This is a genomic window from Synechocystis salina LEGE 00031 (genome assembly GCF_015207985.1).
Taxonomy (GTDB): Bacteria; Cyanobacteriota; Cyanobacteriia; order Cyanobacteriales; family Microcystaceae; genus Synechocystis; species Synechocystis salina.
On record NZ_JADEVV010000072.1, the window covers coordinates 1 to 15,308 of the forward strand.

Consider the following 15,308-nt stretch of genomic DNA (forward strand, 5'->3'; position numbering starts at 1 on the left):
CGCTAATCTGAGTCACTAAATTCTGAGCAATGTCCTCTAATTCAAGGATGTGATAATGCATCTTTTCGCACCCTTGACCCTCGCTTATCCCTTGCCCTGTCTGGACTCCCAACACTGACGGTAAATTATCGCACCCTCCAAAACGCTGATCGGTGCCACCAACAAAAAGCCCCCATGGTTAGGGGACTCAGGGATGGGGCGGTGGTGCTGTGGCGTTAGGGATTGGGAAAAGCAGTTAGAACATATCTGATCACGACACCGATAACCGTTGTCCCAATAATCCCTATCAACGTCCAAACTTGCCTGCTTTGACTGCCATCTAGCTTTTCCACACGTTTATCTAGACTGTCTAACTTTTCCTCTGCCCTTGCTTGTCCTGTTTCTAGTCGACCTAGGCGATCATCTATTTTTTCTAGATGGCTATCAATCTTGGACAGCACATCTTTTAATTCAGTCTCAATCGTTGCCATTTAACTTTCCTCTTTACTTGCTGGATACCATAAGCCATTTTTCAAGATGTAGGGAGAGACAGGTTGGCCCATTCCCTTGGGCGTTCGCCTGGCTACATATTTTTCCTTGGTTCTACCGATGTCCCGGCCCCATCCCCTAATGGTAGTCGCTGGAATGCCTAGCAGTTGAGACAATTCTTTCTCCGTTAGTCCATTCCCTTCACTTACTTCCACCGGCGATGTAACAGAGGAATTTTTAGGTTGGGCTATCACCGGGGAACCTAGGCGGCCAGCTCTGGCTTTTTTAATTCTCTGACCTCACCCATAACCTCGGACAATTGCCCGGTTAAATTGGCGATCGCCGTTTTCAATTCCTGTATCTCACTGTCATTACATACTGTAGATGCAGTATTTACAGTATGTATTTCACTGTCATTACGTCCTAGGCATTGGCGTATGTACCGATTGAGTTCCGCTGTGGCATTACTGCCTTGGCTATCAGCCCATTTCCTAAAATCGTCCCAATCATTCTCCAGGACTCTGATTGAGACTAATTTCTTAGCAACCATAACAAACCTCAATCAATACACTTCGTACATATCCTATCATACGCCATACACTTTTGTATGTATAAGCTGTAATGACGATAATTGCCTTGGCGTATATCAAACTTTTATCAATACTGTATTTACGCTTTCGTATTTACAGGATATATTAAATACATACAGCAAAAGGAGCCAACCAATTCCACTCAGTGACTCCCAATGCCAACCCTAATTACAGGTAAATCCAATGTTATCAGTTCAGACTCAACCCACCGCCAAGGTTTTTCATTTCCAAGGCTCTGGCGACCATCTAACCAAGCTTGACCTTCAACACCGGAAAACCGGGGAGCTGGGCACCCTCCATATTTACAGCCGGAATCCCCTTTCCATTGCTGAGGTTAAAGACTCCATAGCCACTGCTTTCAACTGTGATCGCTGGGCATGGCGGCAACTTAATGTGACCGCTGAATACTGCCCTTTCTAATCTGACTGACCACCGGGGCCAGCGGTGGCCCCGCTTCGACACATATTTAATGGAGTAAAAAATCATGCAATTAATTGGAGCAACTGTTAGCAAAGCCCCCCGGCAAGTCAAAACCAAGTATGGCGATCGCCTGGTCTGCGATGTTCGTTTGGAAGATGGAACCGAGTCTGCGATATGGGGGCCGGTAGGTTATGCCCCGCTGGAATACCTGGAAAGGGGCCAAGCTGTAACCGTCAGTCGTGACAGTAAAGGCAAGATCAGCATCATTGAGAACCACCTAACCCATCCCCATCTTTCCACCCCGGCATTACCCCAGCCCTCCCAGGTAACAGCTACCACCCCCCAGGGAATGACAGCGGAAACCAAAAAAGCGATCGCCCAATACGTTCAGGAGCAAAGGGATCTATTAGCATTCTGCCTAGATCAGGCGGGCACCATCCCCCAAGCCCAGACCGATGAATCGGTAGAAAAACTAGGGGTAACACTCTACCTGAGTGCCCAACGTAAATTCAAGCTAGCTTAGTACGCTTGATATCACTGAAAATGCCCTGTAAGCCCCTTAAACAAGGCAAGCAGGGTATTTGATTAGAGCGATCGCCAATTTCTTCATTTACCATTCTTCTCACTGAAGGTGTATGAAGTATCCAGTATCATGATTAGGCTTTCTGTGTGTGACCTTGAATGTTTGAGCAGACCTTTAAAAATATTGATGATGTGCTTCGTAAAGAAGCGGGCTGTGCGACGGAACTGGATTATGCGGAGCAAATTTCGTGGATTCTCTTTTTGAAATATTTGGACGATTTGGAAGCGGATCGGCAAAGTAAGGCTCTTTTAACTGGGGATACCTACGAGCCTTTATTAGATGAGGACTATCGGTGGAAAAGTTGGGCTTATCCCAAGGACAACAAGCGTGAACTGCTGAAAACGGCTCCCGTGGGGGATGATTTGATCGCCTTTGTCAGTGGCGACTTATTCCCTTATTTGGCCGCATTTAAGGGTTATGCAGAGCAGGGAACCTTTGGGGCAAAGATTGGAGAGATTTTTTCCGGGTTAACCAACAAGTTTCAAAGTGGCTATAACCTACGAGAAGTGCTGGAAAGTATTGATGCGCTTCAATTTCAGACCCAACAGCAGAAGCATGAATTGTCCGACCTGTACGAAACTCGCATCAAAAATATGGGCAATGCGGGCCGTAATGGTGGGGAATATTACACGCCACGGCCATTGATTCGGGCCATGGTTCAGGTGACGAAGCCCCAGCTTGGGGAGACTATTTATGATGGGGCTTGCGGTTCGGCGGGATTTCTCTGCGAAGCCTATGAATATTTACGCCCGTTGGCCAAAAGTGCAACGAATTTGGAATTACTTCAGACGGCAACGCTTTATGGGAAGGAAAAAAAGGGGTTAGCCTACATCATCGGCATCATGAATATGATCCTCCATGGGATCGAGGCTCCGAATATTATCCAAACCAATACGCTGACAGAGGATATTCAGGGCATTCAGGAGAAAGATCGCCATGATGTCATCCTTGCTAATCCACCCTTTGGAGGTCAGGAACGGAAGGAAATTCAGGAAAATTTCACCATTAAGACGGGGGAAACTGCCTTTCTTTTTCTCCAGCACTTCATCAAAAGCCTGAAGGTCGGGGGACGGGGAGCCGTGGTCATCAAGAATACGTTCCTATCCAATGCGGATAATGCTTCACGGGCGTTACGGCGGGAATTACTGACGACTTGTAATCTCCATACGGTGTTGGATTGTCCGGCAAAAACCTTCCTCGGTGCTGGGGTAAAAACGGTGGTGCTGTTTTTTACGAAGGGGGAACCAACGGAAAAGATTTGGTTTTATCAGCTTGATGTGGGGCGATCACTAGGGAAAACGAACCCGCTCAATGATGATGATCTAAAAGAGTTTGTGGAGTTCCAATCGGAGTTTAAGGAGTCGGAACGGTCTTGGTTTTTGGATCTGAAGGATGTGGATCAGGAAACCTTTGACTTGTCGCCAAAGAATCCAAATGCACCGGAGGATGACCCGTTACGGGAACCAGAAGAAATTTTGGCGGAGATTGCGGCCCTTGATCAAGAAAGTGCTGAGATTTTGGCTAATATTGAATTGTTGTTATCGCAGGGGTAAGGCTATGACTGTTAGAGAAAGATTACTTCAAGTAATTGACCAAATGTCTGATGATTCATTGGCTAAGTTGTTGGATGATCTGTTAGATAAACAAAAGCAGGAGGCTTCTGATTTGCCAGTAACACAGCGAAAAAAAAGTCGGGTTAAGGCTTTTGCTGGTTTATTTGAAAACACGGTTCCTGCTCCGGCTGATTTTGATGAAGATGAAGCAAAGTGGGAATATCTTAAAGCAAAACATAATCTATGAGAATTTTAATTGATACCAATATTGTTGTTGATGTGGCAACTTTGAGAGAGCCTTTTTTTGAGAATTCAGATCGTCTTTTAGTATGCTGTGAAGAAGGAAAAATCAAAGGACATCTTTCAGCTTCAACAATTAGCGATATTTTTTATATTGTCCGTAAGGTTAGAGGCAAAGACTGGACGCTAGATTTTCTAAAAAGGTTAATTGATTTTTGTGAAGTATTGCCAGTCGATCAGGCGGTGATCAAACGGGCTTTGGCATCAGATCCAAAAGATTTTGAAGATGCAATTCAGTATCAAACAGCTTTGATTGCATGTCTTGATGGCATTGTGACAAGAAATCCAAAGGACTATGCAGAGGCTTCGATTTCTGTGTTTACACCTGCTGAACTTTTAGCAACTATTGGAGAGAAGTTGGCATGAAGTGGGAAGTTAAAACGTTAGATGATTTGTGTGATATTGCTCGCGGTGGGTCTCCCAGACCCATTAAAGCTTATTTGACTAATGAGTCAGATGGTATCAATTGGATAAAAATTGCCGATGCTTCTGCAAGTTCTAAGTACATCTATGAAACTCAAGAAAAAATCAAACCAGAAGGTATAAAAAAATCTAGGTTTGTTGAGCCAGGAGATTTTCTATTATCTAATTCTATGAGTTTTGGCCGTCCCTATATCATGAAAACTTCTGGATGTATTCATGATGGTTGGCTAGTTTTAAAGGATAAAAATGGACTTTTTGATCAAGATTACTTATATTATTTTCTCAATTCTCAGGTAGCGTATAAACAGTTTGATAAATTAGCATCAGGATCTACGGTTAGAAATTTAAATACCACTCTCGTTAAAAAAGTTTTAGTTCCTATTCCCCCATTGGAAGAGCAAAAACGGATTGTGGAGATATTGGATGAGTGTTTTGCTGGGATAGAACAAGCAGAGGCGATCGCCCGCCAGAACCTCATCAACGCCCGTGAACTTTTCGACAGCTATTTAAACAAGATTTTTACTGATAGTGAACAAGATTTTGAAATAAAAACTCTTAATAATGTTTGCATTGTAGAGAGAGGAAGTTCTCCTCGTCCTATCAAAGAATATATAACAGCATCTGAAGATGGAGTTAATTGGGTTAAGATAAGTGATACTCAAGATCAACCTAAGTATATTACTAAGACTAAACAAAAAATCACCAAAGAAGGATCACAAAAATCAAGAAAAGTTGAGCCAGGAGATTTTATTTTGACTAATTCTATGTCTTATGGAAAACCATACATTATGAACACAACAGGATATATTCATGACGGTTGGTTTGTTTTACGCCTGTCGAAAAATTTGGATGCCAATTTTTTCTATTACTTACTAAGTTCAAATATGGTTCAGAATCAATTTTTAAATCTAGCTTCAGGCTCAGTTGTAAAAAATATTAGCAGTGACTTAGTTAAACAAGCAAAATTTCCCATTCCACCATTAGATGAGCAAAAGAAATTGGTTCTTCAGATCGAAAATTTACATAGTCAATCTCAAAAACTCGAAGCCATTTATCAACGCAAATTAGAAAACCTGGCCGAGTTAAAACAATCCATACTACAAAAAGCCTTCACCGGCCAACTCACCCAGTAAATTGCCTAAAATGTAGGTTTCCATGCAGAGCTATATCCTTACCAAAGTCTCACACTATGATCACAGCCGAAGAATTTGACCAAAAATTTGATGTAGGGGAAGAAATGAGCGAATTTATGGATCTTTCAACAGCCAAACGACCTAATCATTTAAACAAAGGAAAAGTCATGTTACTGCAAAAAATCATTGATGAAATCAAAGAGATCCCCGAATCCCGACAAGAAGAGCTTTATCGACTAGTTCAGGAATTTCGTCACAGAGATGAAACCGTCGAACCCTACAACACCCCGGAGGAAGAAATTATTGAAGGGATCAGAGAAGGAATGCGCCAAGCTCTAGCGGGTGAAGTCATTCCCCTTGAAGAAATGTGGGAGGACATTGATGTCGATTAACCAAAACCCCATCAATGTCGATCTATCGTCCCGCTTCAAAAAAGACCTCAAAACCCTAGCCAAACGTTACCGCTCCATCCGCAAAGACCTAGAACCCCTAATTACAGAATTACAATCAGGTGAAACTCCCGGCGAGCAAATTCAAGGACTAGAACACACTGTTTTTAAAGTTCGACTCAAAAATAGCGACACCAACAAAGGTAAAAGTGGGGGGTATCGGGTAATCTATTACCTCCGTAGCCAAACTGGAATTACCCTCATCACTATCTATTCCAAATCTGACCAAGCCGATATTAGTAATCAACTCATTACAGAAATCATCTGCCAAATCGCTCCCTAGCCCATGAACGAAGCCGAAACTAGAGCCGAACTGATTGACCCCGCATTAAAAGCCGCTGGTTGGGGAGTGGTAGCAGAAAGTCGCATCAGAAGGGAAGTCATTGCCCCCGGTCGGTTAGTTGGTTCAGGCAAAAGAAGTAAGCCAAAATCCTGTGATTATGTGCTGCTCTATAAAAATCAAAAATTGGCCAGCCTTGAAGCTAAAAAACTAGAACTTCATCCCACTGAAGGACTCGGCCAAGCAAAGGATTATGCCGATCGCCTAAAAACCCCCTTTGCCCTCTGCACCAACGGCGAAAAAATCTACCAAGTCGATATGAGAACAGGGGAAGAAAAATATATCGACCGTTATCCCACCCCTGGTGAACTCTGGGAACTTACCTATCCGCAAAAAAACGATTGGCGCGATCGCTTTGCCGCCATTCCCTTTGAAGATAAACAAGGCACCTGGGAAGCCCGCTATTACCAACACAATGCCATTGAAGCTGTCCTAGAAGCCATCAGCCAAGGTAAAACCCGGATGTTGCTAACTCTGGCCACCGGCACCGGCAAAACCTTCATTGCCTTCCAACTTGCCTGGAAACTTTTCCAGAGTAAATGGAACATCAGCGGGGAACCTACCCACCGACCCCGTATCCTCTTCCTCGCAGACCGCAACATCCTTGCCAACCAAGCCTTTACTGCATTTACAGCCTTTGCCGACGATGCCCTAGTGCGGATTGACCCAAAGGAAATTAAGAAAAAAGGTAAAGTCCCCAAAAATGGAAGTCTATTTTTTACCATTTTTCAAACCTTCATGACCGAGAAAGGGGAGGAGGAAACAGCCCATTTTTATGACTATCCCTCCGACTTCTTTGATTTCGTGATCATTGATGAATGTCATCGGGGTGGAGCTAGCGACGAAAGCACCTGGCGCAAAATCCTCGAATACTTTGCCCCCGCTGTCCAACTGGGATTAACTGCCACGCCAAAACGGGACGTAAATGGCGACACCTACAGATATTTTGGCGAACCGCTCTACACCTATTCCCTCAAAGAAGGCATTAACGACGGTTATCTAACCCCTTTCAAAGTCGTACAATTCACCACCACCCTTGATGAATATCTCTATGACCCGGATGACGATTTATTAGAAGGGGACATCGATGGCGATCGCCTTTATACCGAAACCGACTTTAACCGCATCATCGAAATGGAAGAGCGGGAGAGGCAAAGGGTACAACTCTTTATGGAAACCATTAATCAAAACGAAAAAACCTTAGTTTTCTGTGCCACCCAAGACCATGCCCTAGCCGTGCGAGATCTGATTAACCAAATGAAAATCAGCACCGACCCTAATTACTGCGTCAGAGTCACCGCCAATGATGGCAGTATCGGGGAAACTAACCTCAAAACTTTTCAGGACAACGAAAAAACTATTCCTACCATTCTCACCACTTCTCGCAAGCTCTCCACCGGCGTAGATGCCCGCAACGTGCGAAATATTGTGCTGATGCGTCCAGTCAAATCCATGATCGAATTCAAACAGATCATCGGTAGAGGGACACGACTATTTGATAACAAAGACTATTTCACCATCTATGATTTTGTCCGGGCCTATGAGCATTTCAATGATGGCGAATGGGACGGTGAACCCCAAGAACCCGTAGCCATTGACCCCAAACCCCGTAACCCGGACAGAGCCAAAGATAAACCAGATAATCCCTACATCGTTGACCCGCAAGAAAAACGGGCAAAAATCAAAATCAAATTAGCCGATGGCAAAGAACGAGAACTAGAACACAGCCAAACAACAACTTTTTGGAGTGCCGACGGTAAACCGATTACCGCTGAAGAATTTATCAAAAAACTATTTGGCGACCTTCCCGACCTGTTCAAAGATGAAGGCGAATTACGCACTCTCTGGGGCCGTCCCGATACCCGCAAAGCACTACTCACAGGACTAGCTGAAAAAGGCTATGGAGATGAACAACTACAGGCGATCGCCCGCCTTGCCAATGCGGAGAAAAGCGATATTTACGATGTGCTGGCCTATATCGCCTATGCCGCCAAACCCATAACCAGAGAAGAACGGGTAATCAAACATAAAGGGTTAATTTTCTCCAAATACACCGGAAAACAGCAAGAATTTCTAGATTTTGTCCTGCATCAATACATCCGTGAAGGCGTGGGTGAACTGGATAGAGCAAAATTGCCAAAACTAATTGAAATTCAATATCACACCATCAATGAAGGACTTACCCAACTGGGAAATGACATTGGCAACGTTTTCACCGATTTCCAAGCCTATCTCTACTCCGACATAGACAAAGCGGCTTAATAGGATCAAAACCAGACGACCAGAAAGCTGGTAATCTGGAATGCTCTTGGGGGAACAATTCAGCCTCTCTTAATAGTCCAGAAAACCAACTATTTATAAAACCAGTAAACCAGATGAAGATTATAACCATCACTGGCTACAAAGGAGGGGTAGGGAAAAGTACAACGGCAATTCACCTGGCGACATACTTCAGCGAGTTCTATCAAACAATATTGATAGATGGCGATCCAAATCGGACTGCCCTAAGTTGGGCAGAAAGGGGAAGCTTACCTTTTACAGTTGCAGATGAACGCCAGGCCATGAAACAAGTCTCCGGTGCTGAATTTATCGTCATTGACACCCCTGCCCGGCCTAACTCTGATGACCTTAAAGAATTGGCCAAAGGCTGTGATCTGTTAGTGCTTCCCACTGCCCCTGATATTTTGAGCCTTCAGCCTATGCTTGAAACTGCAAAAGATGTTGGGGAAGCAAACTATCGGGCCTTAATCACAATTGCCCTACCTCCCCCAAATAAAGATGGGGAAACCATGAGACAGGATTTAAAAGAAGGAGGCATTCCTGTTTTTAATACCATCGTCCGTCGTACTGTTGGCTATCAAAGGGCCGCCCTCGAAGGAAAACCAATCCGTGATTTAAGCGATTCTCGTTTACGGGCTGCATGGCAAGACTACAAAAAACTAGGCAAGGAAATTCAGGAGGTAATCCATGGCAGGTAAATTCGGCGACATCATCCAGAAAGCCAGACAGGAAGAAAAACCAGATGATCAATCAACCATACAACTGGAAAACCAGATAACCAGTGAAAGAGAGGTAAATCTATGCGTGAAAGTCCCAAAGTCTCTCCGACAACATTGGGCCGCTGAAGCAAAAAGGGCTGATATTACAATGACTTCTGTTATCATCCAAGCTCTAACCCAGAAATTTGGTTTACCAGATAGCCATAAATAGTGATTGGTTTAAATGGCGATCGTCAAACAACAGACCATCACCCAAGCCAAAGCCTTGATAGCAGATCGCCTAAGCCAATTGCCTGAATGCTTGGGGGTAGATCTGAATGATACTGAACTAGAAAAATTAGTTCAGGAAATGCTGGAATAAAGTCAGTGCGGTAGTTTCGCCGTCACCATTGATTGATTTTTGGGTTAGTATATTAATCAATTGCTTTGGGGAATTGCCATGAAGAGATTGGAACAGATCGGAGTAAAGCTTAGCTCTACCGAGCGACAAATAATTTACGAAAACTCTGGACGCACCGGCCTTTCCCCGCAGGATTTTATCCGCAAGATTGCGACACACCCAAAAGCGCAATCATTGATTAAAACCGAATAAAAACAGCAAAACCACCGCAGAGTTTGGCGACTTGATCGGTGGTTTGCATTTTTTTGTCCTTAATTAAATTTTTCCTATCCCGGCAAGGATCGGAAAGCCCCAAAGGAGAGGGGTAATCAAAGTTATATGCATTATCTTAACAAAATTTCGACATTAGACAACCCACAAACACTTAAGGCTACGCAGTTTGCTTCACTACCAAGTAGGGAATTTGCTGGCATTGCCCCTGATGTCTTAGCCGCCAATGTTGAGATTATCCCCGATGTAGAATATGACCCCCTAACCAAGGAAGTTCTAAGCACTCCACGGGCTGATTTATTGGATCAGAGGTTTACACGATTCACTCACCAGGCCAGACCCCAAGAGGGAGCCTATGGATTTTTCAATGAAGATGGATCACTGTGGCACAGTAAGCACTTGGGTCAGGATAGCAATGGCAAGCGGACAGGAAACTACATAGCCCCCACTGGCATTGGTGATGTTCCCTATCGGCCCAATATTCCCAATGCCGTAGCTCTCAACCATGCCCGTCGTGTATCTCCTCTGTGCGAGGCATCATGGCTGGAATGTGAAGCTAATGGCGGTCTGTTTTGGGACTGGGTTAAGAACTGGAAACAAATTCCCATCATCGTCACTGAGGGGGCAAAGAAAGCCCTAGCCGCTATCAGTCAGGGCTGTATTGCCCTATCTCTTTATGGATGCGACTGTGGACAATCTGGGGGCAAGATTAAACCAGCTTTGCTTCCCTATGTTGAGGGCAGGAAAGTATTTATTGGTCTTGACCAAGATCCAGAGCCTGACAAGCGGGCCAGAGTCAATCGGGCGATCGCCAGACTAACCTTTGCTCTCAAAAGCCATGCAAAGGCTTTGCCCCTAGTAATGGAATGGGACAGCAAAGCAGGCAAAGGGCTAGATGATGTCATTGCCACCAATGCTGACATCTTCCACCTATCCATAGCAGTTGCTATCAATCCCGATAGATGGCGGCTCAAGCGTGATCTAGACCTTTCCCCACTAGTTTCCCTGAGAGTCAATAACAGATATTTAGGGGATGCTATTAAAACTTTGCCACCCAACAAACTGATCGCCATTGATAGCTTTTGTGGCACGGGTAAAACGGAATGGTTGTCCAAATATGTGTTGCCGTTTTTGATGGCTGGGGGCAAGATAATCATCCCTCCCCACCGTGAACAACTAGCCAAAGAGTTAGGGACGAGGTTTGGGATTGAATACCGTACGGAGTTAACCAAAGAGGGCAAGATTTTTGGTTATGCCCTTTGCATTGATAGCCTTCACCCCAACGCTAACCCTAGATTCCATGCTGATGACTGGGAGATTTGCTGGGTTATTTTAGACGAGGCTGATCAGGTCTTCTGGCATCTTCTTAATAGTTCAACTTGCGAAAGAAATAGGACGGCAATCGCTAATGAATTTGCAGAATTATGCAATCAAGCTGACAAGATTTTTCTAATGTCTTCAGACCTGACAAAGGCTGATATTGATTTTATCCAAGGGCTTTTAATTGAACCTGTTGAACCCTTCGTTATTATCAACGATTGGCGGCCCACTAAGAGAGCCTGCACTAGCTACCAGAAGCCCCAAGAATTATTTGCAAAGCTTCTGGAAAGGATTGGAGCCGGCGAAAAGTTAATAATCCATACCGGAGGGCAAAAAGCAAAATCAAAATGGGGAACCATCAACCTGGAAAGGATGCTCCATAATCAGTTCCCAAAACTAAAAATTCTCAGGATTGACAGTAATTCAGTAGCAGAGCCGGGACATCCAGCCTTTGGGATAATGGGCAACCTTAACGCTGTGTTGTCCCTTTATGACATCGTTATCGCCAGCCCTACTTTGGAAACTGGGATAAGCATAGAGGGCAATCATTTTGGAGCTGTATTCTGCTTTGCTTCCGGCTCTCAAACTGTTGACGCTATTGGGCAAAGTCTGGAGCGATACCGGGCTAATGTTCCCCGCTACATTTGGGCAACGGATAACGCTTGCTACAACTTAATAGCAGGAGGTAGCACCTCCCCTTATGGGGTAATTCAAGGCATGACTAAGCTTGCCAAACTTAATCAATCCCTAACTCAAGCTGAGAATTATTGCAGGATGGAATTGGATTCTAACGCTATCCACCTGAAGACCTGGGCAATCAAGGCCGCATATCACAATCTAGGCTTTCGGAATTATCGGGATGAGATACACCAAAAACTACGGGACAATGGCTATGATGTCCGGTTTGTTGAGATGGAAAATACCGACATAATCAAGGAAATAGCTAAGAATCAAGCAAAAATTAGCCATGCTGAATATTGCCAAAAAGTAGCTGACTCCCCCATTCTGGAGGATAGAGAATACAAAGCATTGCAGGATAAAGGGGCTAAGACTGAGGCAGAAAGGCTAACCGTAGATGCCACGGCGATCGCCAACAAATACGCCACCGACACCATTAACCCAGAGTTAGTTGATAAAGACAGCCAAAGGGGTTGGTACTCAGGGCTGAGGCTCCAATATGCCCTCACCGTTGGGGCTGAATTCACCAAAGCCACAGACCAAAACCGCATTATTTCCCTTGCTGAAAATAATGGTCAAATCTTCCCCCCAGACTTCAATAAAAAATGTTTGAGTGCAAAGGTAGAAGCCCTCAAAGCCCTTGGCATCCCTGCCCTGCTAGACGGCGATCGCCAATTTACCAAAGCTGACCCTGACCTAGTGGAATGGCATCAATTTATCTGCCCCAGGGCCAGGGACATCAAAACTTATCTAAATATTTCCATCAACCCAGACCCCGACGCTAACCGGAACAGTCCCATTGATTGCCTCCGTAAGTTCCTAAAACTCTTTGCCCTGGAATTGACCGAGGTTGGGCGGGAAACCACTGGGGAACAGGTCAGACAGTACAGAATTAGTATGAACCCAGACGGCAGGCAGGTAATTTTTGACCGCTGGCTAAAACGTGACCAGGAAAAAGCCAAAGCCCTGACCCTGCCTACTGTTGGGGATGTTTTTTTGTCTGTTGATAGTACAGATATTGATATGCCAACTTTCCCTATAAGTATTTGCATTGAAAAAAATAGGGATTTTTCGCATATCAATAATTGTACTAGCTGTAAAAGTCTTGGCTTGGGTAATCCTGACCAGGCAAATTTCAATAATCAGGTTAATTGGGATGAAATCATAGCCAACAACAACAAGCAGATCTCCAAATTGGGTTGGGATGAAAGCCAGGCTAGCCAGATATTACAAGAAAGGTATGGGCAAAGGTCACGGCTAAAGCTCACTGATGCCCAATTATTTGATTGGATTGATTATTGTCAAAGCCAATTACTATTAGCAACTAGTAAAAATGTAAGCTAAAATATTAATAACAAATAAACCGTCAAAGCTTTACACCATGGCGGTTTCAATAAATCAAATCTAAAATTATGTCTTCTAATCCTACCACCACAAGCCAAGAGACTACCAGAGAAAAGTTCGACCTTTTGCTTGATCAACTCAGGGCAGAATTTCAGGTGTCTTCTTCCATTGACCATGCTAGCCGTGGGCTCTGGTTTGGGGAATTAGCAAAACGATACCAAGTTGATCGTCAGGATCTTGTCAGGTTTTGGCGGGGGTGTGGTTATGGCCGGGGAGAATAAGGTGATCGCCTTACCTCAACTCTTCAAACTGAATAGCTGGCGGGGAGGGAAGGTTTGAGCCGGGTTTTGGGGTAACAAGCTTGCCCCTGCCCCTGACAATCAGCAAAGCCATTTTAGTTTGGCTGTCTAACGTCTCCATTTCCCCGTGACTCAAATAGGGCTGAAATTTTCTCGTCATTTAGTATCCCCCGAATTTCTGGATTAATCGAAACGACAAAGCCCTGGCGAGTAACAATGTCGATCGCCCTATCCAAATTATCCCAACTCAGGGCCAGCCGCCCTAGCTCAGAAGCGGCCCTGGCCAGGGTAGCGGCATCTTTTGGGCTAACCCTTTCAGGGTCAATGGGTAAGGCTAGAATCTGCATTGCCCTTTGCATCATTACTTGGGCAGTGGCCAATTCTAAAGCGGCCAATTTTTGCCGCTCCGACTCAATCCAATCCAAGTTTTTTTGATGATGATCGCGCCAAAAAGCTGTGTGCCTTGATCGCCATTGGTAGCGATCGCAATCTCGTTTCCATTGCCCTGGCGCATCATCGATTTTTCTCCCATTTTCTTCCTTTCCAGTATCGGCAATGTAACGCCTATAAGCTTCTGTCAAATTCGCTTTTGGCGATGGTAGGAAGTAACCTTGAAAAAGTAGAAAGGCTGATTCATCCTCATTTGGCTGTTTTTCCCAGATTGGAAAATGGGCAAATTCTATCGACATTATCTAATTATTTATTCTTAATCTTCTTATTCTAGCTGACACTTTTTTTTCACTTCTTTTTTTGATTCATATGTTTTTTGCCAAAAACTGTTTGTATTAAGCTTGACAAACCTTGGGTCATCAGGGTCGAGTACCCCATCCATTAAAGCTTTATGCACCAAAAGAAAAGTTGATAATCCTGAAATGTATAAGACTCTCTCGACCGAGCATATATTCTCTTGATTATTCTTTTTGTCAAAATATTCATCCCATTCCTGTAATTTAATTAGTAGTTCTATTTCCTCCTGTGCCACTATTGAAGCTACAAGTACATTCCCTGTTTCTGCCGCTGTCTTATATCTCTCCATTGATCCTTCAACAGTATTAATTGTCTCTTTAATCATTTCTTTATATTCATTAGATACCCTTGTCTCATCTCTACAGCCGGCCAGAATTATCAGTACAAATAAAAATACTTTTCCTTTTATCCCTTGCATTGTCATATTTGCCTCTGGATATTCTCAGAATATTTTACTGCTGAGGACTCCTATAGTTACATTGTCAATTCAAATGTTTTAGTTTTGATGAGATTTTCTAAATATTCCCAAAAAAAATTTAGAGGCTGCTTTTCCTGTAATCGCCTTAGTCCGTCTTAGCGTTTGGAGTTTTAGCCACCCACCCCCTATGGAAGCTAAGGGCATGAAGTGGCAAAACATTTTAGGGTTAGTGGTTAATGAACTCTACGATTTGCAAGAAATGTCCAAGGAGAAATAGCCCTAGCCACCAAACTGGTGAATGGTGCAGGGCAAAGTCACTGTGTTTGAGCCATTTTGAAGCAAAGATCAGAGCAATGGAGACTAGCATGGATTTTGATGGCATATTTTTTGCCTCATAGAACTATATGGTCAACATCTCTCGATTCGACCTTTTCAATGTCAACCTAGTGGATGCCGTTGGAAAAAGTTACAGAGGGATGTTGTTTTATAAATCTTGGATTTATACACCGCTAATCTGAGTCACTAAATTCTGAGCAATGTCCTCTAATTCAAGGATGTGATAATGCATCTTTTCGCACCCTTGACCCTCGCTTATCCCTTGCCCTGTCTGGACTCCCAACACTGACGGTAAATT

The 15,308-nt window shown here is 44.0% G+C and carries 19 protein-coding genes; 15 read left to right on the forward strand and 4 right to left on the reverse strand.

Annotated elements, in window-relative coordinates; translation table 11 throughout:
• Positions 1-215: 215 nt before the first annotated feature.
• Together IQ217_RS17430 and IQ217_RS17435 are read right to left on the reverse strand one after the other, a co-directional pair.
• Positions 216-470 (reverse strand): hemolysin XhlA family protein, encoded by a 255-nt coding sequence (locus IQ217_RS17430; protein ID WP_194021009.1) that lies wholly within the window; start codon positions 468-470, stop codon positions 216-218.
• A gap of 260 nt (positions 471-730) precedes the next feature.
• Complete coding sequence (locus tag IQ217_RS17435) at positions 731-1,018, reverse strand: hypothetical protein (RefSeq protein WP_194021011.1); 288 nt, start codon at positions 1,016-1,018, stop codon at positions 731-733.
• A 223-nt stretch (positions 1,019-1,241) separates the two neighbouring features.
• On the opposite strand from IQ217_RS17435, the gene IQ217_RS17440 reads away from it, so the two are divergent.
• From IQ217_RS17440 to IQ217_RS17510, 15 genes are all read left to right on the forward strand, one after another.
• Positions 1,242-1,478 (forward strand): hypothetical protein, encoded by a 237-nt coding sequence (locus IQ217_RS17440; RefSeq protein ID WP_194021013.1) that lies wholly within the window; start codon positions 1,242-1,244, stop codon positions 1,476-1,478.
• Between the two features lie 64 nt (positions 1,479-1,542).
• Complete coding sequence (locus IQ217_RS17445) at positions 1,543-2,001, forward strand: hypothetical protein (protein WP_194021015.1); 459 nt, start codon at positions 1,543-1,545, stop codon at positions 1,999-2,001.
• Positions 2,002-2,159: 158 nt separating this feature from the next.
• A complete protein-coding gene (locus IQ217_RS17450; protein ID WP_194021024.1) occupies positions 2,160-3,614 on the forward strand; it encodes a class I SAM-dependent DNA methyltransferase in 1,455 nt (484 codons plus the stop codon).
• Positions 3,615-3,618: 4 nt separating this feature from the next.
• Complete coding sequence (locus IQ217_RS17455) at positions 3,619-3,861, forward strand: hypothetical protein (RefSeq protein ID WP_194021026.1); 243 nt, start codon at positions 3,619-3,621, stop codon at positions 3,859-3,861.
• Positions 3,858-4,280, forward strand: coding sequence for a type II toxin-antitoxin system VapC family toxin (locus IQ217_RS17460; RefSeq protein ID WP_194021028.1), 423 nt, complete (start codon positions 3,858-3,860; stop codon positions 4,278-4,280). Before IQ217_RS17455 ends, IQ217_RS17460 begins: the two co-directional genes overlap by 4 nt.
• On the forward strand, positions 4,277-5,470 hold the full coding sequence (locus IQ217_RS17465; RefSeq protein WP_194021029.1) for a restriction endonuclease subunit S: 1,194 nt from the start codon (positions 4,277-4,279) through the stop codon (positions 5,468-5,470). The genes IQ217_RS17460 and IQ217_RS17465 overlap by 4 nt, the downstream gene beginning before the upstream one ends.
• A 56-nt stretch (positions 5,471-5,526) precedes the next feature.
• Positions 5,527-5,862, forward strand: a complete 336-nt coding sequence (locus tag IQ217_RS17475) for a hypothetical protein (protein WP_228024258.1) — start codon at positions 5,527-5,529, stop codon at positions 5,860-5,862.
• Entirely contained in the window at positions 5,852-6,202 is a 351-nt protein-coding gene (locus tag IQ217_RS17480) for a type II toxin-antitoxin system RelE family toxin (protein WP_194021031.1), read from the forward strand. Before IQ217_RS17475 ends, IQ217_RS17480 begins: the two co-directional genes overlap by 11 nt.
• 3 nt (positions 6,203-6,205) lie before the next feature.
• On the forward strand, positions 6,206-8,521 hold the full coding sequence (hsdR, locus tag IQ217_RS17485; RefSeq protein ID WP_194021033.1) for an EcoAI/FtnUII family type I restriction enzme subunit R: 2,316 nt from the start codon (positions 6,206-6,208) through the stop codon (positions 8,519-8,521).
• Between the two features lie 113 nt (positions 8,522-8,634).
• The gene (locus tag IQ217_RS17490; RefSeq protein ID WP_194021035.1) at positions 8,635-9,237 is read left to right on the forward strand and encodes a ParA family protein; all 603 of its coding nucleotides are present in this window, start codon (positions 8,635-8,637) and stop codon (positions 9,235-9,237) included.
• Entirely contained in the window at positions 9,227-9,469 is a 243-nt protein-coding gene (locus IQ217_RS17495; protein WP_194021037.1) for a hypothetical protein, read from the forward strand. The genes IQ217_RS17490 and IQ217_RS17495 overlap by 11 nt, the downstream gene beginning before the upstream one ends.
• A gap of 12 nt (positions 9,470-9,481) precedes the next feature.
• Complete coding sequence (locus IQ217_RS17500) at positions 9,482-9,619, forward strand: hypothetical protein (protein ID WP_194021039.1); 138 nt, start codon at positions 9,482-9,484, stop codon at positions 9,617-9,619.
• Between the two features lie 78 nt (positions 9,620-9,697).
• Complete coding sequence (locus IQ217_RS19555; protein WP_420826701.1) at positions 9,698-9,850, forward strand: plasmid mobilization protein; 153 nt, start codon at positions 9,698-9,700, stop codon at positions 9,848-9,850.
• 126 nt (positions 9,851-9,976) lie between these two features.
• The gene (locus IQ217_RS17505; protein WP_194021041.1) at positions 9,977-13,210 is read left to right on the forward strand and encodes a plasmid replication protein, CyRepA1 family; all 3,234 of its coding nucleotides are present in this window, start codon (positions 9,977-9,979) and stop codon (positions 13,208-13,210) included.
• Positions 13,211-13,278: 68 nt separating this feature from the next.
• The gene (locus tag IQ217_RS17510) at positions 13,279-13,491 is read left to right on the forward strand and encodes a hypothetical protein (RefSeq protein WP_194021043.1); all 213 of its coding nucleotides are present in this window, start codon (positions 13,279-13,281) and stop codon (positions 13,489-13,491) included.
• Positions 13,492-13,604: 113 nt separating this feature from the next.
• On the opposite strand, the gene IQ217_RS17515 is transcribed toward IQ217_RS17510, so the two are convergent.
• Together IQ217_RS17515 and IQ217_RS17520 are read right to left on the reverse strand one after the other, a co-directional pair.
• Positions 13,605-14,090, reverse strand: a complete 486-nt coding sequence (locus tag IQ217_RS17515) for a hypothetical protein (protein ID WP_194021045.1) — start codon at positions 14,088-14,090, stop codon at positions 13,605-13,607.
• Between the two features lie 134 nt (positions 14,091-14,224).
• The gene (locus tag IQ217_RS17520) at positions 14,225-14,680 is read right to left on the reverse strand and encodes a hypothetical protein (RefSeq protein WP_194021046.1); all 456 of its coding nucleotides are present in this window, start codon (positions 14,678-14,680) and stop codon (positions 14,225-14,227) included.
• Positions 14,681-15,308: the final 628 nt, after the last annotated feature.